The sequence below is a fragment of the Neisseria sp. Marseille-Q1983 genome, assembly GCF_018224585.1.
Classification (GTDB): domain Bacteria; phylum Pseudomonadota; class Gammaproteobacteria; order Burkholderiales; family Neisseriaceae; genus Neisseria; species Neisseria polysaccharea.
Genome location: NZ_JAGTUI010000020.1, coordinates 15,664 through 36,607 on the forward strand (window position 1 = coordinate 15,664; position 20,944 = coordinate 36,607).

General features: G+C 51.2%; 28 protein-coding genes, 2 tRNA genes and 1 pseudogene. 24 read left to right on the forward strand and 7 right to left on the reverse strand.

The features are described from left to right. The first annotated feature begins 13 nt into the window (after positions 1 to 13). The 16 genes and pseudogenes from KEM39_RS06210 to KEM39_RS11875 all read left to right on the forward strand — a co-directional run. Complete coding sequence (locus tag KEM39_RS06210; protein WP_003707977.1) at positions 14 to 490, forward strand: chorismate--pyruvate lyase family protein; 477 nt, start codon at positions 14 to 16, stop codon at positions 488 to 490. A 29-nt stretch (positions 491 to 519) separates the two neighbouring features. Continuing rightward, positions 520 to 1,410, forward strand: coding sequence for a 4-hydroxybenzoate octaprenyltransferase (gene ubiA / locus KEM39_RS06215; protein ID WP_211709706.1), 891 nt, complete (start codon positions 520 to 522; stop codon positions 1,408 to 1,410). 184 nt (positions 1,411 to 1,594) lie between these two features. Further along, positions 1,595 to 2,044: a PTS IIA-like nitrogen regulatory protein PtsN gene (ptsN, locus tag KEM39_RS06220; protein WP_002239646.1), complete on the forward strand. Its 450-nt coding sequence runs from the start codon at positions 1,595 to 1,597 to the stop codon at positions 2,042 to 2,044. 1 nt (position 2,045) lies between these two features. After that, entirely contained in the window at positions 2,046 to 3,008 is a 963-nt protein-coding gene (hprK, locus tag KEM39_RS06225) for an HPr(Ser) kinase/phosphatase (protein ID WP_002225452.1), read from the forward strand. Continuing rightward, on the forward strand, positions 2,989 to 3,843 hold the full coding sequence (gene rapZ, locus KEM39_RS06230; RefSeq protein ID WP_211709707.1) for an RNase adapter RapZ: 855 nt from the start codon (positions 2,989 to 2,991) through the stop codon (positions 3,841 to 3,843). The genes hprK and rapZ overlap by 20 nt, the downstream gene beginning before the upstream one ends. A gap of 81 nt (positions 3,844 to 3,924) precedes the next feature. Continuing rightward, positions 3,925 to 4,866, forward strand: coding sequence for a ribosome biogenesis GTPase YlqF (gene ylqF / locus KEM39_RS06235; RefSeq protein ID WP_211709708.1), 942 nt, complete (start codon positions 3,925 to 3,927; stop codon positions 4,864 to 4,866). 3 nt (positions 4,867 to 4,869) lie between these two features. After that, positions 4,870 to 5,001: a hypothetical protein gene (locus tag KEM39_RS11865; RefSeq protein WP_256206984.1), complete on the forward strand. Its 132-nt coding sequence runs from the start codon at positions 4,870 to 4,872 to the stop codon at positions 4,999 to 5,001. Beyond that, positions 4,967 to 5,569, forward strand: a complete 603-nt coding sequence (gene scpB, locus KEM39_RS06240) for an SMC-Scp complex subunit ScpB (RefSeq protein WP_118997495.1) — start codon at positions 4,967 to 4,969, stop codon at positions 5,567 to 5,569. Before KEM39_RS11865 ends, scpB begins: the two co-directional genes overlap by 35 nt. A gap of 181 nt (positions 5,570 to 5,750) precedes the next feature. After that, positions 5,751 to 7,424 (forward strand): DNA repair protein RecN, encoded by a 1,674-nt coding sequence (recN, locus tag KEM39_RS06245; RefSeq protein ID WP_118997494.1) that lies wholly within the window; start codon positions 5,751 to 5,753, stop codon positions 7,422 to 7,424. 111 nt (positions 7,425 to 7,535) lie between these two features. After that, a tRNA-Arg gene (locus KEM39_RS06250) sits at positions 7,536 to 7,612 on the forward strand. A gap of 17 nt (positions 7,613 to 7,629) precedes the next feature. Beyond that, positions 7,630 to 7,704: transfer RNA gene (locus tag KEM39_RS06255), tRNA-Glu, on the forward strand. Between the two features lie 464 nt (positions 7,705 to 8,168). Next, the gene (locus KEM39_RS06260; RefSeq protein WP_139042308.1) at positions 8,169 to 8,423 is read left to right on the forward strand and encodes a hypothetical protein; all 255 of its coding nucleotides are present in this window, start codon (positions 8,169 to 8,171) and stop codon (positions 8,421 to 8,423) included. A 36-nt stretch (positions 8,424 to 8,459) separates the two neighbouring features. Further along, entirely contained in the window at positions 8,460 to 8,657 is a 198-nt protein-coding gene (locus KEM39_RS12010; protein ID WP_418030036.1) for an RAMP superfamily CRISPR-associated protein, read from the forward strand. Beyond that, entirely contained in the window at positions 8,644 to 8,949 is a 306-nt protein-coding gene (locus KEM39_RS11545; protein WP_025457273.1) for a type III-B CRISPR-associated protein Cas10/Cmr2, read from the forward strand. The genes KEM39_RS12010 and KEM39_RS11545 overlap by 14 nt, the downstream gene beginning before the upstream one ends. Before the next feature lie 34 nt (positions 8,950 to 8,983). After that, entirely contained in the window at positions 8,984 to 9,391 is a 408-nt protein-coding gene (locus tag KEM39_RS11550) for a hypothetical protein (protein ID WP_249182630.1), read from the forward strand. A 447-nt stretch (positions 9,392 to 9,838) separates the two neighbouring features. Continuing rightward, positions 9,839 to 9,982 (forward strand): annotated as a pseudogene (locus KEM39_RS11875) (type III-B CRISPR module-associated protein Cmr3); the annotation flags it as partial. Positions 9,983 to 10,290: 308 nt separating this feature from the next. On the opposite strand, the gene KEM39_RS11880 reads toward KEM39_RS11875, so the two are convergent. Both KEM39_RS11880 and mnmC read right to left on the reverse strand, forming a co-directional pair. Further along, positions 10,291 to 10,419, reverse strand: a complete 129-nt coding sequence (locus KEM39_RS11880) for a hypothetical protein (protein WP_275068406.1) — start codon at positions 10,417 to 10,419, stop codon at positions 10,291 to 10,293. Between the two features lie 443 nt (positions 10,420 to 10,862). Further along, a complete protein-coding gene (gene mnmC, locus KEM39_RS06275) occupies positions 10,863 to 12,482 on the reverse strand; it encodes an FAD-dependent 5-carboxymethylaminomethyl-2-thiouridine(34) oxidoreductase MnmC (protein WP_118997493.1) in 1,620 nt (539 codons plus the stop codon). A gap of 119 nt (positions 12,483 to 12,601) precedes the next feature. On the opposite strand from mnmC, the gene KEM39_RS06280 reads away from it, so the two are divergent. The 3 genes from KEM39_RS06280 to KEM39_RS06290 all read left to right on the forward strand — a co-directional run bounded on the left by KEM39_RS06280 (position 12,602) and on the right by KEM39_RS06290 (position 14,445). Continuing rightward, entirely contained in the window at positions 12,602 to 12,961 is a 360-nt protein-coding gene (locus KEM39_RS06280; protein WP_118997558.1) for a gamma-butyrobetaine hydroxylase-like domain-containing protein, read from the forward strand. Positions 12,962 to 13,014: 53 nt separating this feature from the next. Then, a complete protein-coding gene (ubiE, locus tag KEM39_RS06285) occupies positions 13,015 to 13,752 on the forward strand; it encodes a bifunctional demethylmenaquinone methyltransferase/2-methoxy-6-polyprenyl-1,4-benzoquinol methylase UbiE (RefSeq protein WP_002214049.1) in 738 nt (245 codons plus the stop codon). 219 nt (positions 13,753 to 13,971) lie between these two features. Next, the gene (locus KEM39_RS06290; protein ID WP_025457268.1) at positions 13,972 to 14,445 is read left to right on the forward strand and encodes a pyridoxamine 5'-phosphate oxidase family protein; all 474 of its coding nucleotides are present in this window, start codon (positions 13,972 to 13,974) and stop codon (positions 14,443 to 14,445) included. 135 nt (positions 14,446 to 14,580) lie between these two features. Here KEM39_RS06290 and folK read toward each other — a convergent pair whose 3' ends face one another. From folK to KEM39_RS06315, 5 genes are all read right to left on the reverse strand, one after another. Continuing rightward, complete coding sequence (folK, locus tag KEM39_RS06295; RefSeq protein WP_118997492.1) at positions 14,581 to 15,075, reverse strand: 2-amino-4-hydroxy-6-hydroxymethyldihydropteridine diphosphokinase; 495 nt, start codon at positions 15,073 to 15,075, stop codon at positions 14,581 to 14,583. 9 nt (positions 15,076 to 15,084) lie between these two features. Next, entirely contained in the window at positions 15,085 to 15,459 is a 375-nt protein-coding gene (locus KEM39_RS06300; protein WP_211709709.1) for a SirB2 family protein, read from the reverse strand. A 53-nt stretch (positions 15,460 to 15,512) separates the two neighbouring features. Continuing rightward, positions 15,513 to 16,079 (reverse strand): tRNA (mnm(5)s(2)U34)-methyltransferase, encoded by a 567-nt coding sequence (locus KEM39_RS06305; protein WP_211709710.1) that lies wholly within the window; start codon positions 16,077 to 16,079, stop codon positions 15,513 to 15,515. Between the two features lie 74 nt (positions 16,080 to 16,153). Beyond that, complete coding sequence (gene hfq / locus KEM39_RS06310) at positions 16,154 to 16,447, reverse strand: RNA chaperone Hfq (RefSeq protein WP_013449257.1); 294 nt, start codon at positions 16,445 to 16,447, stop codon at positions 16,154 to 16,156. A gap of 133 nt (positions 16,448 to 16,580) precedes the next feature. Next, positions 16,581 to 17,519 (reverse strand): serine hydrolase, encoded by a 939-nt coding sequence (locus tag KEM39_RS06315; protein WP_211709712.1) that lies wholly within the window; start codon positions 17,517 to 17,519, stop codon positions 16,581 to 16,583. A 184-nt stretch (positions 17,520 to 17,703) separates the two neighbouring features. Here KEM39_RS06315 and KEM39_RS06320 point away from each other — a divergent pair, with 184 nt between their 5' ends. From KEM39_RS06320 to KEM39_RS06340, 5 genes are all read left to right on the forward strand, one after another. Next, entirely contained in the window at positions 17,704 to 18,168 is a 465-nt protein-coding gene (locus tag KEM39_RS06320) for a baseplate J/gp47 family protein (RefSeq protein ID WP_240002735.1), read from the forward strand. Between the two features lie 270 nt (positions 18,169 to 18,438). After that, on the forward strand, positions 18,439 to 18,879 hold the full coding sequence (locus KEM39_RS06325; RefSeq protein ID WP_002214039.1) for a peroxiredoxin: 441 nt from the start codon (positions 18,439 to 18,441) through the stop codon (positions 18,877 to 18,879). Positions 18,880 to 18,930: 51 nt separating this feature from the next. Then, the gene (xerD, locus tag KEM39_RS06330; protein ID WP_118997488.1) at positions 18,931 to 19,806 is read left to right on the forward strand and encodes a site-specific tyrosine recombinase XerD; all 876 of its coding nucleotides are present in this window, start codon (positions 18,931 to 18,933) and stop codon (positions 19,804 to 19,806) included. A 171-nt stretch (positions 19,807 to 19,977) separates the two neighbouring features. Beyond that, a complete protein-coding gene (locus KEM39_RS06335; RefSeq protein ID WP_002214037.1) occupies positions 19,978 to 20,178 on the forward strand; it encodes a bacterioferritin-associated ferredoxin in 201 nt (66 codons plus the stop codon). Positions 20,179 to 20,343: 165 nt separating this feature from the next. Next, on the forward strand, positions 20,344 to 20,577 hold the full coding sequence (locus KEM39_RS06340) for a glutaredoxin family protein (RefSeq protein WP_002214035.1): 234 nt from the start codon (positions 20,344 to 20,346) through the stop codon (positions 20,575 to 20,577). Positions 20,578 to 20,944 lie beyond the last annotated feature (367 nt).

Genomic DNA, 20,944 nt, shown 5'->3' on the forward strand with positions numbered 1-20,944 from the left:
GATTGGGAAAGATATGGAACACCTATTTGGGAAATGGCTGCCCGACCTGCCCGCCGACGTTTCAGACGGCATCGGCCTGCCGATGAGCCGGTTATTGAAAGCCCGGTCGCTGACCGCCGCATTGCGCGCCTTGCCGCATCTGTTTTCGGTGGAACTGCTGAAACTGGGCGAATTGGAAACGGAATGCGGAGGGCGGCTGGTGCGCGAAGTTTTGTTGAAGCTGGACGGTATCCCTGTTGTCGCGGCAAGGAGCGAATGCCGTATCGGTTCGGCGTTTTGGCAAAACATTTTGGACTGCGGCACGCGTCCTTTGGGCGAACGTCTGTTTCAAGCCGATTTGGAAGGGGCGCGTTCGGCATTTGAGTTTGCCGTTGCCGGCGAAGGATGCGGGCGGTACTTTGCCGCGCGGCGTTCTCGGTTTTCCCATCAAGGCGAGGAAATGCTGCTGACCGAGTATTTTCTGCCCGAACTGAAACGCTTTATCGGATAAAATACCGTTTTTTCAAGCTGCGCGGCAATATGAATCCTAAATCCCCTTTATTTTTACGCCTGTCCGACCGTTTGGATGTGTACCTGCGCCTGATGCGGGCGGACAAGCCCATTGGGACGCTGCTTTTACTGTGGCCGACCTACTGGGCATTGTGGCTGGCTTCAGACGGCATTCCCGATTTGGCGGTATTGGCGGCGTTTACAATCGGCACGTTTTTAATGCGCAGTGCCGGCTGCGTCATCAACGACTTTGCCGACCGCGATTTTGACGGTGCTGTCGAGCGTACAAAAAACCGTCCGTTCGCACAGGGCAGGGTCAAGAAAAAAGAAGCGCTGCTGCTGACGGCATTTTTGTGCCTGCTTGCCGCATTGTGCCTGATTCCGCTGAATCATCTGACATGGCTGATGAGCCTGCCCGCGCTGTTTCTTGCGCTGACTTACCCGTTTACCAAACGTTTTTTTCCGATTCCCCAACTCTATCTCGGGCTTGCCTTTTCCTTCGGTATCCCGATGGCGTTTGCCGCCGTTGCCGGAAACGTGCCGCCTCAAGCGTGGATACTCTTTGCCGCCAATGTGTTATGGACTCTGGCGTATGACACGGTTTATGCAATGGCGGACAAAGAAGACGATTTGAAAATCGGCATCAAAACCTCCGCCGTCACATTCGGGCGTTACGACATCGCCGCCGTTATGCTGTGCCATAGCGGCTTTACCCTGCTGATGGCGGCATTGGGGGCGGTTATCGGTGCGGCATGGGCATATTGGACGGCAATCCCCATCGTCCTGCTGCTGCAATACCGCCAATATGCCGCCATCAAAAGCCGCATCCGGCAAATCTGTTTTGAAACGTTTTTGGCAAACAACAGAATCGGTTGGGTGTGGTTTACCGCCATTTTTGCCCATACGTTTTTCGCGAAATAAGGCAGGGCAATGCCGTCTGAAGAGCCGCAAACTGCTTTGGACGGCATTTCTATCTGTGCCGAAAAGCGTTAAAATATGTCTTTAAAACGCTGTGTTATGTCAGCCCGTACCGTATGCGGGATTGAGATTTGCCCCGGCAGTCGGTACAATCCTTCTGTTTTGCGATGTCTGAAAAGAGAAGCTTATGAGCCTTATCGGCGAAATTTTGCCTTTGTCCCATATTGTTTTGGATATGGAGGTGGGCAGTAAAAAAAGGCTGTTTGAGGAAGCGGGCCTGCTTTTGGAACGCGAATCTTCGTTGTCCCATGCTGATGTTTTCGAATGTCTTTTTGCCCGTGAAAAACTCGGTTCGACCGGTTTGGGGCAGGGGGTCGCCATCCCCCACGGCCGCTACGCCGGCGTGAAGCAGGCGACGGGCGCGTTCATCCGTACGCGCGAACCCGTCGGATTTGACGCACCGGACGGCAAGCCGGTTTCCCTGGTTTTTATCTTGCTGGTTCCGGAAAATGCGACAGGCGAGCATTTGGAAGTATTGTCCAAACTGGCCGGCAAGTTTTCCCAAAAAAGCATCCGCGAATCGCTGATGACGGTTTCTTCTGCGGAAGAAGCCCGCGCCATCCTGACCGAAGAATAATATGCCCAGTATCTCTGTCCGCCGGCTGTTTGACGACAACCAATACAAGTTGCAACTCGCATGGGCCGCCGGCAATTCGGGTGCGGACAACCGTATCGGCGTAGAGGCGGACAAGCCCGTCCTCGCCTTGGTCGGACACCTGAATTTCATTCACCCCAACCAAATCCAAGTGGTCGGTTTGGCAGAGTCGGAATATCTGAACCGTCTCGAATCGGGGGAAACGGGTTATCAGTTCGGCGACCTGTTCGACATTTCTATGTCTTTGGTTATTGTAGCAAACGGCTTGCCGGTTTCCCCGGGACTGCGCGACTACTGCCACAAAAACGATATTCCACTGCTGACTTCCAAACTCGAAAGCCCCTATCTGATGGACGTGTTGCGGATTTACCTGCAACGCACCTTGGCGGCATCGTCCGTCAAACACGGCGTATTTCTCGATGTATTTGAAATCGGCGTGCTGATTACCGGGCATTCCGGCTTGGGCAAGAGCGAATTGGCATTGGAACTGATTTCGCGCGGCCACAGCCTGATTGCCGACGATGCGGTGGAGCTGTTCCGCATCGGTCCGGAAACATTGGAAGGGCGTTGTTCGCCTATGCTGCGCGATTTTTTGGAGGTTCGTGGCTTGGGGATACTCAATATCCGCCATATTTTCGGCGAAACTTCCATCCGCCCCAAAAAAATCCTGCAACTCATTATCAATTTGGTCGAGGCGGACGACGAGTATATGAAGCAGCTCGACCGGTTGAGCATCCGCACCGAAACCGAATCCATCCTCAACGTCAACGTCCGTTCGGTTACGTTGCCCGTCGCCGTCGGACGCAACCTCGCCGTTTTGGTTGAGGCGGCGGTACGCAATTACATTTTGCAGTTGCGCGGTAAGGACAGTACGCGCGAATTTTTGGAACGTCATCAGACGCAGCTTAAAGAAAACGAGCAACACAATGAAGATCGTCCTGATTAGCGGTCTGTCCGGTTCGGGCAAATCCGTCGCACTGCGCCAAATGGAAGATTCGGGTTATTTCTGCGTGGACAATTTGCCTTTGGAAATGCTGCCCGCGCTGGTGTCTTACCATATCGAACGTGCGGACGAAACCGAATTGGCGGTCAGCGTCGATGTGCGTTCCGGCATAGACATTGCCCAAGCGCGCGAGCAGATTGCCTATTTGCGCGGACTGGGGCACAGGGTTGAAGTTTTGTTTGTCGAGGCGGAAGAGGGCGTGCTGGTCCGCCGGTTTTCCGAAACCCGGCGCGGACATCCGCTGACCGGTCAGGACATGACGTTGTTGGAAAGCCTGAAAAAAGAGCGCGAATGGCTGTTTCCGCTTAAGGAAATCTCCTACTGTATCGACACTTCCAAGATGAATGCCCAACAGCTCCGCCATGCAGTCCGGCAGTGGCTGAAGGTCGAACGTACCGGGCTTTTGGTGATTTTGGAGTCGTTCGGATTTAAATACGGCGTGCCGAACAACGCGGATTTTATGTTTGATATGCGCAGCCTGCCCAACCCGTATTACGATCTTGAACTGAGGGCGTTTACCGGTACGGACCAACCGGTCAGGGATTATTTGGACGGACAGCCGCTTGTGCAGGAAATGGTTGACGACATCGAAAGGTTTGTTACGCGTTGGCTGCCGCGTTTGGAGGATGAAAGCAGGAGCTACGTTACCGTCGCCATCGGTTGCACGGGAGGACAGCACCGTTCCGTCTATGTTGTCGAAGAGCTTGCCGGAAGGCTGCAGGGGCGTTACGAGTTGCTGATACGACACCGACAGGCGCAAAACCTGCCGAGCCGTTAATCCCGTTAAACCATTATGCCGTCTGAAACCCCGCTTTTTTGTTTCAGACGGCATTTCAAATATTGAGAAGAAAGGAAAGATATGGCAATCCAATGGTTTCCCGGCCATATGAACAAGGCGAAAAAAGCCATTGCCGAGCGCGCCAAAAGCGTAGACATGGTAATTGAAATGCTGGATGCGCGAATGCCCGCCTCCAGCGAAAACCCTCTGCTTGCCCAGCTTTCCAAAGGCAAACCCAAACTCAAAATCCTCAACAAACAAGATCTTGCCGACCCCGAGCGCACCAAAATCTGGCTCGAACACTATAACAGCCGCCCAGATACCCGCGCCATCGCCCTCGATTCCTCCGAAACAGGCGCACACGGCAAAATTACCCAAGCCTGTCGTGCCATGATTCCCCACCGCCAAGGCATAGACAAACCCTTGCGCGTCCTCATCTGCGGCATCCCCAACGTTGGTAAGTCCACCCTCATCAACGGCATGATAGGCAAAAAATCCGCCAAAACTGGCAACGAACCCGGCATCACCAAAGCCGAACAACGCCTCTTCCTCGCCGATGACTTCTGGCTCTACGACACCCCCGGAATGCTGTGGCCGAAAATCATCGTCGAAGAAGGCGGCTACAACCTTGCCGCCGGCGGCGCAGTCGGACGCAATGCGCTGGACGAAGAAGAAGTCGCCCTCGAACTCCTAGACTACCTCCGCCGCCACTACCTCCCCATGCTGCAAGAACGCTACCAAGCCGACAAAGACCCCAGCAGCCACTGGGACGACAACGCTTGGCTCGAATGGATAGCCAAAAAACGCGGCGCAGTCCTCGGTGGCGGACGGATCAACTACCAAAAAGCCGCCGAAAACATCCTCACCGACTTCCGCGAAGGAAAAATCGGTAGAATCACCCTCGAAACGCCGAACCAATGGGAAACATGGCTTAAAAAGGCGCGTCAGAAAGAAGCCGAACTCAAAGCCATTCGCGAAGCCAGAAAAGCAGAGCGCAAAGGGCAGAAACCTTCGGAAGCATAAAGAATGCCGTCTGAAAAATATTTTTCAGGCAGCTTCTCTCTACTCCAACCGATTTCAGACGGCATATCCAAACCCATGCCGTTTCAGCACGGATACCCGTATGACCGACAAAATTTCTCCCGACGCGCTGATTGAAGCCGCACTGCTGACCCAAACCGAACCGCTGACCGAAAAATCTATGCGCGAATTGTGTGTGCCGCCACTGTCGCAGGACAAACTGATTGATGTGTTGGCGCAGTTGAAAACGCGTTGGCAGGATAGGGCGTTGCAACTGGTGTATACGCAAGAGGGCTGGCGTTTTCAGATTGTTCAGACGGCATTCGAGCGGCTGGGCAGCCTGCAAGAACAGCGTGCGCCGCGCTACTCCCGCGCCGTGATGGAAACACTGGCGATTATCGCCTACCAGCAGCCCGTAACGCGCGGCGACATCGAGGGCATACGCGGCGTGGCGGTGTCGCAGAACGTGATGCAGATCTTGCAGGATCGGGGGTGGATTGAAGTTATCGGACATCGGGACACATTGGGAAAACCCGCATTGTGGGCGACAACGGCAACGTTCCTCAGCGATTTGCGCTTGGACGGTTTGGAAGAACTTCCTCCGCTGACCGAACTGGGTGAACTGGTTTTGCCCGATTTAATGGAAATGCCCCCTGCTGATGAAGAAGAATCGGAAACCGCACCATCCGATATGTTGCTCAATTGAAATCAGGATGCCGTCTGAAATGCATATTGCTTCAGACGGCATTTCAACAAATAAGCAGATAAAATAAACTCCATCTAAAAATAAGAAAAAACTTATTTCTAATTTAAAAAATCTTAGTTATAATTCGGATATCTAAAGCTGATATTTCTTTTGTTGGTCGAATTACTAAGGAATCCTCACGATGCTTCTAACACTTTCTTTGCGAGATTTTGTTATTGTCGAAAATCTGAATCTTGATTTTCAAAGCGGGTTTACTGTATTGACCGGCGAGACGGGTGCGGGAAAATCCATTACCTTGGACGCAATTGGCTTACTGTTGGGCGATAAGGCAGATTACAGCCAAGTACGCCATGGTGCAAAAGAGGCTCAACTGTCAGCACTGTTTGATATTTCCCATTTGCCTGTTTTAAAAGAAGAATTGCATGATCAAGGGCTATTAAATGACGGCGAAGAAGAACTTAGCATCCGCCGCATTATCGATGCCAAAGGCAAAAGCCGAAGCTTTATCAACAATCAGGCAGCTACCTTGGCGCAACTCAAATCCATCGGCAGTCAGCTTATCGATATACATGGACAAAATGCCCATCATTCGCTTAATCAGGAAGCCGCCCAACGGAATCTTCTAGATGCATTTGCAGGCAGCAAAGAGCAGGCGGAAACCGTCAGACAGCTGTATCAAAACTGGGCCAATACGAAAAAAGCCCTCCAAGAGGCGCAGGAACACGCAGATGCCGTCATTATCGAGCGGGAGCGTCTGGAATGGCAGTTTAACGAACTGAATCAGTTGAACATTAAACAAGGCGAATGGGAAGCTCTCAGCCAAAGCCACGACAGCCTTGCCCATTCTGCCGAGCTGTTGCAGGCTGCCGAAGAAGTCGGAAGCAAGATTGACGGCGACAACGGCATCCAACGCCATATCTATCAATGTCAAAAACTATTGGCCAATCTGCAAAACATCGAGCCGCGCTTTGCCGAGAGCCTAAATATGTTGGCAAGCATCGAAGCCGAATTGGGCGAAATCAGTGCCAATATGCGCGATGTGGCAGGTCGCAGCGACATCAATCCCAATGAATTGGCGGCACAGGAACAGCGTATGGGCGAACTGATGGGGATGGCGCGGAAATACCGGATCGAGCCTGAAGAGTTGCCTGCCAAGTTGGCAGAAATCGAAGAACGCCTGCAAAGCCTGCAAGCTGCCGCCGATTTGGACGCGCTCGAGCATAATGTTGCCCACAATTTTGCCGAATATCAGGAAGCTGCCCACATCCTTTCTGCCATGCGTCATCAGGCGGCAGAGCGTTTGAGCGGCGAAACGACCGAGCATATGCAACACCTTGCCATGAAAGGTGCACGTTTCGACATCGTCCTGTTGCCTTCGTCGCCGACGGCACACGGTTTGGAGCAGGTTCAATTTCAAGTTGCCGCCAACAAAGGCAATCCGCCCCGTCCGCTGAATAAAGTTGCCTCCGGCGGCGAATTGGCGCGTATCAGCCTTGCCTTACAGGTTGTTGCCAGCCAATATACCCAAGTTCCCACCCTGATTTTTGATGAGGTCGATACCGGTATTGGAGGGGGAGTGGCTGAAATGGTCGGCAAGGCATTACGTGCGTTGGGCAGAAAACATCAGGTGCTTGCCGTTACCCATCTTCCGCAAGTCGCATCCTGCGGCGAAAACCACTGGCGGGTGCGCAAGCACAGCGAGGGAGAGCAAACCGTCAGCGAAATCAGTATATTGGATGAAATCCAACAGATCGAAGAGGTTGCCCGTATGTTGGGCGGAGAAGTCATTACTGATACGACGCGGCAACATGCGGCAGAATTGCTGCAACTTGCGTCGAAAAATAGTTTATTTTAAAATCAATAAATTACAAAAAATAACTGAAAATAAAAGTCTAAAATAATAGACAGAACTCAGATAAATCCGTATTATCACGCTTTCTTAATCACTTGAACAAGTGATTGTGCTGCACCCGTAGCTCAGTTGGATAGAGTATCTGGCTACGAACCAGAGGGTCGGGCGTTCGAATCGCTCCGGGTGCGCCAACAAGAATGCATAATATGCGCCCATCGTCTAGCGGTTAGGACATCGCCCTTTCACGGCGGTAACCGGGGTTCGATTCCCCGTGGGCGTGCCAATTCAAAATGCCTCCAGTTTTACTGGGGGCATTTTTCCATTTCTGTTTGCATATGCGGACATATAGTCGATTCATAAAAATCGGGACGGGCGACAAAACCTCTGACAGTATAGGCGGCGCAGCAAGGCAATACTGTATCGTTTCCAATTCGGCACGCTGAATGTTTCTTTCTTTCTATTTCTAGTAACCGTATCTGTTTATTTTCTTTTTATATCGTCTTTAAAAGTAGAAATGACAGGCAGGCTGCTAAGGTTTTCTATTTGAATGTTTCGTCGAAAGTCGACAAATTTGTGGATGGTACGAAATATATTTATTTCTCTTATAAAGAACCTCATCGCTTAAACAACAAAGGACGAAAAAATGACTTTGCCGATACCTGATTTTGTTCCTTCGGCACCGGCTGAAAGCAGGGATGCTTGGCATGAAATCCGTTGCGAACTGATTACGCCCTTGCATGGGGGTTGTTGGCAAAATACGAATGGAATTTGAGCGGTAAAAGCCTGCGCGAAGCGGAATTTCGTTTGTGGGGTGGTATCGGAGAAGAGGTCGCAGCCAGCTTGGTATTTTTGCGTGCACATGTAACAAATAAGCTGCAAAGTGCCCCACTTTCTAATTATGCAAAAGGATTAAATGATCCTTTGGGTTATGCTTTGTTTACGGCTCGTAAGACAAGGACAGGATTACTTGAAATGAAATTGGGTAAGGAAGGTTTGCAATGAGTCGTGCAATGGCGTTTGGGTGGAAGAGCAAATGACGTGGATAAACAGCAGGTTTTAGAAACTTTGCGCCAGTGGGTAACTCCAGGCGGATTGGGTGGCCGCACTAGACGTGGTTATGGTGCATTCAAGGCAGAAGGTATAGAACCGGTTTCGATTCATGAAATGCATAAATTGAGTTGCAAAATTTCATATTCAGCCGTCCGGTTTATGAAAGCGGTCGATGGAGTGGGATGATTATTCTATTGTCGAACAGCAGTCAGGAAGTCAAATAAATTTTGGAGAAAACAAAATGACCCAATACGTTTTAATCTTATCCGTCGAACCCGTGCAGGGGTTTATCGCTTCAGCGCGTCGCAGCCGGGATTTGTGGAGCGGTTCGTGGCTGCTGTCGGAAACCGCAAAGGCGGCAGCAAAGTGTTTGTTTGAGGCAGGTGCCCGGATGGTGTTTCCATTCGTGGGAAAGCCGGTCTCTCTTAATCCTTGCGATACGATGGAAAATAATTTTTCGGTCGGTAATAAGATTTGAGTGCAGATTGATACGGCTGACGATGCTGTCGTCCGTGAATTGGTCGGACGGGCAAAATCAGCGGCGCAAGTTGGGGAAGAAAGAATTGGAAGTCCGCCTCGAGAAACTGCAACAGCAGCTTGGCGACAGACAGACCGATGCACTCAATGTATTGGCTGTCGAATTGATTATCGCCCGCTGGCTTGCAAAAAGATTGAGGACAGGAAGTGCAATCATGAACAGCTATTTTTTAGATGCATCAGCACCCTTGGTATTCCGCAGCAGCAAACCATTTGGCGCGCAGTCGGATATCGATGACATCCAATTCTCCTTGCCATCTGCCGCCGCAGGTTTGGTACGCGCGCAGGTTATGTTATGTGCCAAAACGGTTGGGATTGGGCGGATGAAGCCCGGGGCGACCGTGCCGGATTGTCGGACAAACAGGCAGCAGGATTGCGCCTGATCCCCGTACAGGGTGCGTTTTTGGCGAAAAGGGACGCTTCAGACGGCATAAGGATTTTATTGCCCAAGCCTGCCAACGCCCTATATTTGAGAAACAAAGAAAGCAATCAGATCCAACTTGTCCACCTTGCGCCGAAAGCCTTTGACGACGGTGCGGCATATTGGGACTTGGAGGACGTGCTTGCTTGGCAGAGCGGTAAAAGATTGTTGTTTGAAACAGTAGATAAAAACGGCGTGCAATCTCTGCCTGTCGAAACGCGTACCCATGTCGGCATAGACAGGGAAACGCAGCAGAAGAAGGAAGTCTGTTCCAACTGCCGCTTACGACCTTTCATCGCCTGCACAGAAACACCACCAAGGCTGGGAAAAGCACCGTTACGGTTTTGTCGTCCTGACGGCTGCCGATTTGAAGGACAACAGCCTGGTACGTTTCGGTGGGGAAGGCAGATTGTCGAGCCTGAACAAAATTTCAGACAGCATTTTCAACCAACCCGAAAGCACATATTCAAACGGCTTCATACTTACCCTGCTTACTCCCGCACTGTTTGCAAAAGGCTGGCTGCCCGACTGGCCGGACAGTGAAATCCTGACCGGAACGCTGCCGCATATCGGTCTGCAAGTCAGACTCTGTGCCGCCGCAATCGACTGCTGGCTGATTTGCAAGCCTGTTTCCAGTTTGCTGTCCGGTACGCCGTTTTCTTTGAACCATGCGCGGATGAGTTGTTCGAATTATTCGCCGCCGATCCATCTTTTCCAGTTGTTGCTTGGGTTTTTCTTTTTGTATCTGACGGGCAGAACCAGCCCTTTTTCTTCCAGACGGATTTCGTCTTGTGTACCGATTAAATCGACCAGCCGTTTAAGAAAAGGTTTGATTTTATCGGGATTGACGGCAAATTCCTGTCATTCGATAAGGATTTCTTTTTGTTCTTTTGGATATTTGTTTTTCCATGCTGCTTCCAGTGCGGGAATGACGGCGGGGAAGGGGTTGGCGTCTTCGGGCTGCGTCATGCTTTGGGCGGTGAAACGCATTCTGGCAAGGGGCAGGCTGTCGGGATTTTAGGTAATGGGGTTGGGGCTGTGGTTCTTGGCTTTGTCGGCGTAGAGTTTCTGCCCGTCGATGAGGGGAAATTCGTCAGGCGGCAAGGTAAAACAGTTCGTTGACAGCGTCTTGATATTCTTTATTGTCTGTATCCCATGCGGTCAGGTTGAAGACTTTCGACAGCAGTGTACTTGTCGGATATGTCGCCCGACGGTTGTTGCGGCTGCCATACTTGGTAGTCCGGGTTTTACCGGTTGTCCTGCATGACGAATAGGGGCTTTGGGAAAACGTTGCTTGGCTTCTTTCAGTAGGGAATCGGGTGTGCCGGGCAGACAGAAAATTAGGAAGGACGGTAAGTTTCCGACCGTTTGTGCCATTGTGCAGCCATGCCGTCTGAAATGTGTGCTTTCAGACGGCATGGCTGCTAAGGTGGTTACGGTATCAGGTTTTGATTTCTGACGATGGCGCGGATGACGGTGCGATTGGGGTGTAGGGCGTGGCGCAGGCGTTGTGAAAAGGGATGGGGCAAGCCTAGGATTTCGGCGGCAACGGCGGCGGCGCAGATGGGGGCGGTGGCAAGCCCGCGTGTGCCGTGGGCGGTGTTGGCGTAGGCATTAGGCAGATATGGGCATGGGGCATCGATGCGATAGTTTTTGTCCAGTGCAAGTTTGGCGTAAGTTTGTTGCATGGTGGCAATGTCGCCGAGTGCGCCGACTAGGGGAAGGTGGTCGGGGCTGTCGCAGCGTATGGCGGCGTGCCCTTGGTGTTTTTGGGGGTTTAGGTTGGCGGCAAACAATGATTCGGCAAGGGCGGGGTTAAGGTGTGCTAATGCTTGGCGGTTTGAGGATTCTTCGGCTTCGTTCCATCCGGTATGGCTGCTGTTGGGAATAAAACTCGCGCCGTAGCAGTGCAGTCCGTGCCACGACGGGCTGATGTAGCTTTCGCCTGAAACGGCGCAACGCAGTTGTTCGGAAAACGGGGTGGATGGTGTGAGGCCGGTTTGTCCGCGTATTTGCCTGAGGGGCAGGGCGGCGAGGTTGATTTCGGGCAGGCAGGGGCTGTGCGCGCCGGTGCAGTAGATGATGTGTGTGGCGGTAAATGTGCCGTTTGGCGTGCTTGCAATCCACTTTTCCCCGTCGTGGGAAATGTCGGTTAACAGTGTGTCTTCGTGCAGTCCGATCAGTGGATGGCGGAGGAGGGCGCGGACGAATGCGGGTGGATTGAGCCATACGCCGTGCTGCCAAAACAGTCCGCATAATGGTTCGGCGTAGGGCGTGTTCAGCGGGATACCAGCGATTTTTTCGGCTTCTGCCTGCGTGATGCTGCGGTAGAGGTGGTTATGGTGTTTTTGTAAACCCAATTCGTGATTGCGTTGTTGTTCAGTGCGGCTGTAATTGAGGTGGATGATGCCGTTGCCGCCCCAGGTTTCGGATTCGGGCAGGATGTGTCCGAGCAGGCGTTTGGTGTAGCCGTAGCCGGTGAGCAAAAGTTCGGTTTGTTCGGTATTGTGTGGCGAGATTTTGGCGTAGAGCAGCCCTTGGCGGTTGCCGCTGGCGGCTTGGGCGGCTTTTTGGGCTTCCAATACGGTAACGGAAATGCCGTGTGATGCTAAGGCGTGGGCGGTTGCCGCGCCGGATATGCCCGCGCCGATGACGAGGACGTGTTTCGGTTTTTGCCGTTCGGATGTTTGTGGAAGTGCAAACCAGGGTTTGTCGGGGGTGTTTTCTGTTTGCGCGATGGCTTCGGTCTGCCAAGAGATATGGTGGAAATGTTCGTGCAGGCGGTGAGTGCGTGAAGGCGGAACCAGCCAAAAACGGACATCGGGCAGGATGTGTTCGATGAGGTTGATGCTGTTGAATTGTAGGCACTGCAGTGCTTGTTCCAAACGGTGTTTCAGACGGCATTCTCCGTCCGAAGCATCTTGTGCGGTTTGAAAATCGGGAATCTGATTATCGGGAAGGCAGATAATCAGGTTGAGCGGTTGCGCGCGTTTGTCGATAATATTGTAAAGTGTGTGGATGTCGGGAATGCCGTTCCATGCGAGATTGTCCATATCAATGCCGTCTGAAATGTGGGTTTGAATATCGGTATCGGGATAAAGCTGTTAAAATATCCGCCGTTTAAAGGCACGCATGCGCCTGCCGGATATTGTATGCCGAATTGAGGTGTTTTTTGAATAATATTCCTGTTGAAATCCGGTTGTTGAAAAACCGTACCGTGTTGGTTTTGACTTATGGGGACGAACCTAAAAATCTGCCTGCCGAATTTTTACGCGTCTATTCGCCGAGTGCGGAAGTGCGCGGACACGGTGTGGGACAGGATGTTTTGCAGACCGGTAAGGCGGATGTGCAAATTACGAATTTACAGCCTGTCGGTCAGTACGCGCTGAAAATCAGTTTTTCGGACGGGCACGACAGTGGTCTTTACGATTGGGCGTATCTGCACAGACTGGCATACGGATACGATGCGATGTGGCAGGAATATTTGGACAAATTGGCGGCGGCGGGCGCGTCGCGTTTTGAAGAGAAATAAGACCGGTCGGATGGCAATCTGACGGGCAACGGTATCAGAGAGGTGGTTAGAATATGGGCGGACAGAAAACGCATTTCGGGTTCAGTACGGTCAACGAAGATGAGAAAGCCGGAAAAGTGGCGGAAGTGTTCCACTCCGTCGCCAAAAACTACGACATTATGAACGATGTCATGTCGGCAGGGCTGCACAGGGTGTGGAAGCATTTCACCATCAACACGGCGCACCTGAAAAAAGGCGATAAAGTGTTGGACATTGCGGGCGGTACGGGCGATTTGTCGCGCGGTTGGGCGAAACGGGTCGGCAAGGAAGGCGAGGTTTGGCTGACCGATATTAATTCCTCTATGCTGACCGTCGGGCGCGACCGTCTGTTGAACGAAGGCATGATTTTGCCCGTATCGCTTGCCGATGCGGAAAAACTGCCTTTCCCCGACAATTATTTCAACTTGGTTTCCGTGGCGTTCGGCTTGCGGAACATGACGCATAAAGATGCCGCGCTGAAAGAGATGTACCGTGTTTTGAAACCGGGCGGCACGTTGCTGGTGTTGGAGTTTTCCAAAATCTACAAGCCGCTCGAAGGCGCGTATGATTTCTATTCGTTCAAGCTGCTGCCGGTCATGGGCAAACTGATTGCCAAAGATGCGGACAGCTACCAGTATCTCGCCGAGTCCATCCGTATGCACCCCGATCAGGAAACTTTGAAACAGATGATGTTGGATGCGGGCTTTGACAGCGTGGATTATCACAATATGAGTGCGGGCATCGTCGCGCTGCATAAGGGCGTGAAATTTTAAACGGACTGCCTGTGAAGCCAATGCCGTCTGAACACGTTTCAGACGGCATTTTTGTATTTTTTGAGACAAAGGTTTTAAATCTTAAAAATTAATTCATATATTCATCAATAATTTATAAACTTTTTAAAAAATAGGAACAATTATCATTTGCAAGATTGGGAGATGTCTGTATAATGCAGTCAATCCAGTAAACAACGCAGCAGACGAAAGGAGGGAAAAATGCCGGAAAGTATTTTCAAACAGATTTCCCTTGATATTTTGAAACTGCACCGTGATTCTGTTTATTCGCTGCTTGCCACTTCCGGCTGCAACTGTCAGGTGCATGAAGCGGCGTATGTCAACATCGATGGCAAATATTATATTTCGCTTTCATGCGAGCCCGAGGTGGGGGAAGTTAAAACAGGCATTTTGCTGATTGAGGATGAAAGCCGCAGCCTTCGTTTGAGCTGGGTCGGCAGTGCGCGGGAGCTTGACCGCAAGGATAGTGCCTACAAACGCGCCCTGTCCGCGTTGTCCAGAAAGCTGGGGCGGTGTAAGGACAAATTGCATACGGCGGTTCAACCGTTTCTGTTGGAGCTGGTACCGGAGAAAGGCAGATTTTCTGTCGGCGATGAAGAAGTTTGGATTTCTCGAAACGATTTAGTGAGGGCTTTATATCCTGTCGGATACAGTATGCGGCAGGCAATGTTGTAGATTTAAAGTTTTGGTAGTGGTTTGTGTTCCTTTTGCGCCCCTTTCCCAAGGGGCGATTTTTTTTGCACGCGTGTTGGCGGCAAAGGAAAAATGCCGTCTGAAACCGGTGTTCGGACGGCATTTCCGTGTGGCGGATTATTCTTCGGGCAAAAGGCGGATACCTTGATTGCCGAGCTGTTTTGATAATTCGGTAACCTTTCCGTGTTTTCCCAAAATAAAATCAGGGAGGATTTCTGCCAAAGGGCGCATGACAAAACTGCGTTCGTGGGCGCGCGGATGCGGCAGGGTGAGGCGGGGGTCGTCGCTGGAGATGCCGTCAAAGTCGATAATGTCCAAATCCAATGTGCGCGGCGCGTTGCGGAAGCTGCGTTCGCGTCCGAAATCAGCCTCGATACGGTTGAGTTCGGCAAGCAGGGCAATGCCGTCCAGAGTGGTGGAAACGGTGCAGACGGCATTGACGAAATCGGGCTGATTGTCGTAACCGACGGGCGCGGTCATATACAGTGAGGAAGCCTGTTTAAGACGGATGTCAGGATGGGATGACAGCGTGTCCAATGCGGCGCGTACCTGTTGGGCAGGGTTTTCAAGATTACTGCCCAGGGCGATGACGGCAAAATGTCTGTTGTTCATAACGGTGTTTCAGAAAGGCAGGACTTTGGTTTTGGCAAGGTAAACGATGCAGGCGACGCAACACATGGCGAGCAGGTAAACAGTGTAGAACTTGGTCGAACGAGGACGGGCGCGCATCATCATCATACCCAATGCGATATAGGCGAGCAGAAGCAGGATTTTTGTGCCGAGCCAAGGCGCGTTGAACGGGGAGAAATGGGTGATTTTCATCAGCCACAATCCCGTAAACAGCAGCATGGTGTCGTTGAGGTGGGGCAGTGCCTTCCACAAGCCCGCCAAAGGTTTTTCGGGATTTTTCCAAAGCAGGAAAAAGCGGATGTTGAACAACAAAATGGTAACGGTAACGAAGATTTGGTGGCTGTATTTGACAATCAGATACTGCATAGTCGGCTCTTATTAAAATAAGGGTTGGAATCGGTCTATTTTACCGCAAACATTTATTTTTGACGTAACTTTTCAAATGCCAACAGATAGGGCGGGTTGTTTTTCCGGTTGGTAAACCCGTAACGCAAAACGACAAACTGTTCTTGAGGCAGGTTTTTTGCCCATTGTTCGACGGCTTCTGCTTCCTGCTTTCCGTTTTCATGTCCCGGATAGAGGACGGCAATAAGCATACCGTTTTCTTTCAGTAGGGACAGGGCGGCAGAAAGGGCAGCAATGCTGGTTTCCGTGCGGGTGGTAAGGCTTTTGTCCCCGCCGGGCAGCCAGCCGAAATTGAAAACGGCTGCATCCAGCGGCTCCGGAATATATTGCTTCAGGTTTTCATGTCCGTCCAAGATGAGCCGTACATTGCTGTAACCTGCTTCCTGCAGACGGCATCGGGTGTTGTTCAGGGCTTGGGGCTGGATATCGAATGCCCACACTTTCCCCCTGTTGCCTGCGGTTTGTGCGAGGAAAAGGGTGTCGTGTCCGTTGCCGGCTGTGCCGTCCAAAGCATTGCCGCCTTCGGGAAGCACCTGCCGTAAAAGGCAATGGGCGAATGGGATGATGTTTTTCAATAACATTTTGAAATGCCGCTTGAAAATAAAAATACCTTACCGTTTCCGATAAGGTATTAAAATATATGAAATCGTGCGGATTATTCGGCAGCTTGTCGGACGGTCTCCACTTGGACGAGTCCCGGTGCGGGGGCGGCTTGGGGTTTGTTTTCGTGCTGGAGGCTGACGGAGCGAGCCGGCACGATGGTGGAAATGGCGTGTTTGTAAACCATTTGGGTTACGGAAGTGTTTCTCAAGAGGACGACGTATTGGTCGAAAGACTCGACCTGACCTTGCAGTTTGATGCCGTTAACCAAGTAAATCGAAACCGGAACGTGCTCTTTACGCAATGCGTTCAGGAAGGGATCTTGCAACATTTGTCCTTTAGCTGTCATATCTTTTAGCTCCGCTATTATGATTGTGAAATCGGGCAAATGCCCTGTACGTGTGGGATTGTAGCCTTTAATAAGAAAAATTACCAATTTTTTTGTGTTTGAAACTGATTTGCACACCGCCTGCCCGGGCGCGTCAAGAATGCTGCTGCAACATCCACGATTCGATTTTGCGTGCGTCGTTGACCCGTGTGGCGGATGTGGGCGAGTTTAACAATACGATGGTAACCGGTTGGTTTTGAATATTGGCCCTGACGACCATAGACCTGCCTGCCTCGCGGATGTAGCCGGTTTTCTGAAGTTCGATGCGCCATCTGCCTTCCCTGATCAGGGTGTTGGAATTTTTATAGTTTTGCTGCCCGTTTTTAGTCTGCACCGAAGCATAATTGGAAGTCGAGTTGGCGCGTATCAGGGGGTATCGGACGGCGGCGTTAACCATAAGATTGAGATCTTTGGCGGTGGAAACATTATGGAAATTGAGGCCGGTCGGTTCGTAAAAGCGGCTGCCGTACATACCGAGGCTTTGGGCTTTTTGGTTCATCGCGGCGACAAAGGCGCCCATTCCGCCGGGGTAGGTTCTGCCTAAGGCGTGGGTGGCGCGGTTTTCGCTGCTCATCAGGCTTAAATGAAGCAGCTCCCTGCGGGTCAGGGACGTGCCGATGGCAAGGCGGCTGCCTGTTCCTTTGAGGCGGTCGATTTCGTCGGGTGTGATGGTAATGGTTTCATCCATATTTAAATCGGCATCTAAAACGACCATCGCGCTCATCAATTTGGAGATGGAGGCGATGGGCATAATCCTGTCGGCGTTTTTCTGATACAGTATTTGCCCTGTTTGGTTGTTGACGACCAGTGCGGATTGGGAGGACAGAATCAGCCCGCTTGTGATGGCTTGGGTGTTGGTGGGGTGTATCGTGCTTTCGGCGAATATTTCTATCGGATCGGAGGAGGTAAGCATGTTCTGTTCTAAAAATTGCCCTAAAATGTCGGTGTCGGCAAAAAGGTGGGCTGACGGCAGGGAAAGGCAGAGACCGAGCAGCAGCGATGGGGGCAGGCGTTTCAGGGTGCGGATGGACATTTTTGATCCCATATTTTTGAGTATTGGCGTTATTTTGTTGAAAAAACAGCCATCTGTAAAGTATGTCGTCTGACAGGAGACTGCCCGTAGGCGGGCGGTCTTGTTGTGTTTTGGGGGTTGGGTTTTATAACATTCTGTTTTTAAATCGGAACATATAGTGGATTAAATTTAAACCAGTACAGCGTTGCCTCGCCTTGCCGTACTAATCGACGCACACCCCCAAATCACACACGCCCGCGCCGTCCGCCGCGCCGCCGGCACGGTAGAGGTATACATCAAAACCCAAAGCGGCACGCCCGACGAAACCATTTTGACCGCCGCGCGCGAATACCTGTCTGCCGAAACACGCCGCCCCCTTTGCGACAACGTGCAAGTAACCGCCGCCCTGCCGAAAGACGCGGCGGTAGAGTATTCCGCCGAATACCACCCCGCCGCCGATATCCAAGCCGAACGGCAAGCCGTCCGCGAAGCCTTGGACAACCTATGGCGGCAAAACGCCCGCATCGGCGCATCCGTCGCCCTGTCTAAAATCATCGGCGCGTTAGACACACCCGGCGTGAAAAAAATCACACTGCACAGCCCCGCCGCCGACATCGAATGCGGCGACGGCGAATACATCCGAATCACGTCCACGCTCGAGCGCGAATAAATGAACAGCACCGTCCCATCCAACAACAGCCCCCTGCAACACGCACTGGCTCTGTATTGTCTGCGGCTTCGTCGCCTTGTCCTGATTTAAATTTAATCCACTATATTTTGTGGTTTGACATGGATATTTTTCATGCCGTCGTGTGTCGGTTTGGATGTTTCCGGCAGTTGAATCCTTGTCCTTTGGGGCGGTAGAATCGGGGTTGGTTTGGAAATTGCGGCGGTGCGTCTGCGTGCCGTTTTGAATAATGGGAATATCGGGAGTAGGACTATGGATGTGAAATATGAATTTACCCTGCCTTCGAGCAGCGGTGCGGATTTTCATTCGGCAGAACATCTGCCTTTGGTCGTGTATTTTTATCCGAAAGACAGTACGCCGGGCTGTACGACGGAAGGCTTGGATTTTAATGCGCGTTTGGAACAGTTTGAGGCATTGGGTTATACCGTGGTTGGTATTTCCCGCGACGGCGTAAAGGCGCATCAGAATTTTTGTGCCAAGCAGGGTTTCCGGTTCGAGCTGTTGAGCGACAAGGATGAAACAGTGTGCCGCCTGTTTGATGTCATCAAATTGAAGAAACTGTACGGGAAAGAGTCGTTAGGTATCGAGCGCAGTACGTTCGTCTTGAATAAGGATGGAGAAATCGCCCATGAATGGCGGAAAGTCAAAGTGGCGGGTCATGCACAGGAAGTGTTGGAAACGCTTTCCCGATAATGTGAACCATGCCGTCTGAAGAAGATTCAGACGGCATTTGTTTGGAACGGTATGGAAGAAGGTTTGATCGACAGGCTGCTTGAAACGCTGTGGTTGGACAGGCGGCTCAGTCAGAATACTTTAAACGGTTACCGGCGCGATTTGGAAAAAATCGCCCGCCGCCTGTCCCAATCGGGCAGAACGCTGAAGGATGCGGACGAAGCGGATTTGGCGGCGGCGGTTTATGTTGACGGTGAGGAACGCAGCTCGCAGGTACGCGCACTGTCGGCGTGCAAACGTCTGTATGCGTGGATGGAGTGGGAAGGGATGAGGGCGGACAATCCCACCTGCCTGCTGAAACCGCCAAAAATCAACAGAAACATCCCGACACTGATTACAGAACAGCAGATTTCCCGACTGCTTGCCGCTCCTGATACCGACACGCCGCACGGTTTGCGGGATAAGGCTCTGCTCGAATTGATGTATGCGACCGGCTTGCGCGTCAGCGAGGCGGTCGGGCTGAACTTCGGCAGTGTGGATTTGGACAGGGGCTGTGTTACCGCGCTGGGCAAGGGCGACAAGCAGAGGATGATCCCGATGGGGCAGGAGTCGGCGTATTGGGTGGAACGCTATTATACGGAGGCACGCCCGCTTCTGCTGAAAGGCAGGAGTTGCGACGCATTGTTTGTCAGTCAGAAAAAAACAGGTATTTCCCGTCAGTTGGCATGGATGATTGTCAAAGAATATGCAGGTAGGGCAGGCATCGGGCACATCAGCCCGCACAGCCTGCGCCACGCCTTTGCCACACACTTGGTGCAGCACGGATTGGATTTGCGCGTAGTTCAGGATATGTTGGGACATGCCGATTTGAATACGACGCAGATTTATACCCATGTTGCCAATGTATGGTTGCAGGGTGTAGTGAAGGAACACCATTCCCGAAACTGAGGCTTCTGCTTCGGTTTAATAAGAAATCAATCGAAAATACAAACTTGATAAAAAATTACCAAGATAAACCGTGTATGCCGACCTTGCAATGCGAACCGTTTTTATTTATATTTGCATACGATAATAAAAGCCGCTATCGGTACGATAGTTTGAGAACACACGGAGCACAAAATGTTTGTCTGCATCTGCAATGCCGTTACCGACCATCAAATCAAGGAAACCATCGCCGCCGGCGCGACCACAATGGGCGATTTGCAGTCGCAATTGGGCGTAGCGAGCTGCTGCGGCTGCTGCGGGGAGCTTGCCGCTTCGTTTCTGACGGCGCACAATGCGCAACCGACGGTTACGGCGGGTATCAACGTTCAAGCGTAAAACGGTTTTGGAAATGCCGTCTGAACTGTTCAGACGGCATTTTTGCTGTTTTTGGCAGGACTTGAGTATCATCTTCCTTGAAAACATTGTTTTTTCCCAAATAGACCATGATTCTGCTGCGTCTAAGGCTTTGGCGTGTGCAAATTGACAGATAAGGAAACGCGGATGAAATTGACCTTGATGTTTCGTGAATATTGCAGCTTGTGCCACAAAATGCGCGATGCACTCAAACCTTTTCAAAATGAATACGGGTTCGGGCTGGAAGTGGTCGATGTGGATGAAAATCCTGTTTTGGAAGAAAAATACAATGAGCTGGTTCCCGTTTTGTTGGCGGGAGATGAGGAAATCTGTCACTGGTTTTTGGATGAGGACAGGTTGAAACAGTTTCTCGAACGGTAAAAAAATGCCGTCTGAAGCAGGACTTCAGACGGCATTTTTTTCAAATTAACGTTCTTTACGTTTTTGCGGGGCTGATGACCTGCCGGTAAAGGAAGCACGTTTGGATGCTTGGTAAATTGCTAGTCTTCTTCGATGTTGCATATTAACCCTTTCTTTATTTTATTTGTCGGTTGGGAGAATTCTTATTTATTGATTTTTTCAATAAAAATTAGAAAATTTATTGTGAGATGTTATTGTTGGCAATCATATCATGTTTTGCTGTTGATGGAAGCATGATTGTGTAAAGATGATATGTGTTTGTGTAATCGGTAGATTTTATAGTGGATTAACAAAAATCAGGACAAGGCGACGAAGCCGCAGACAGTAC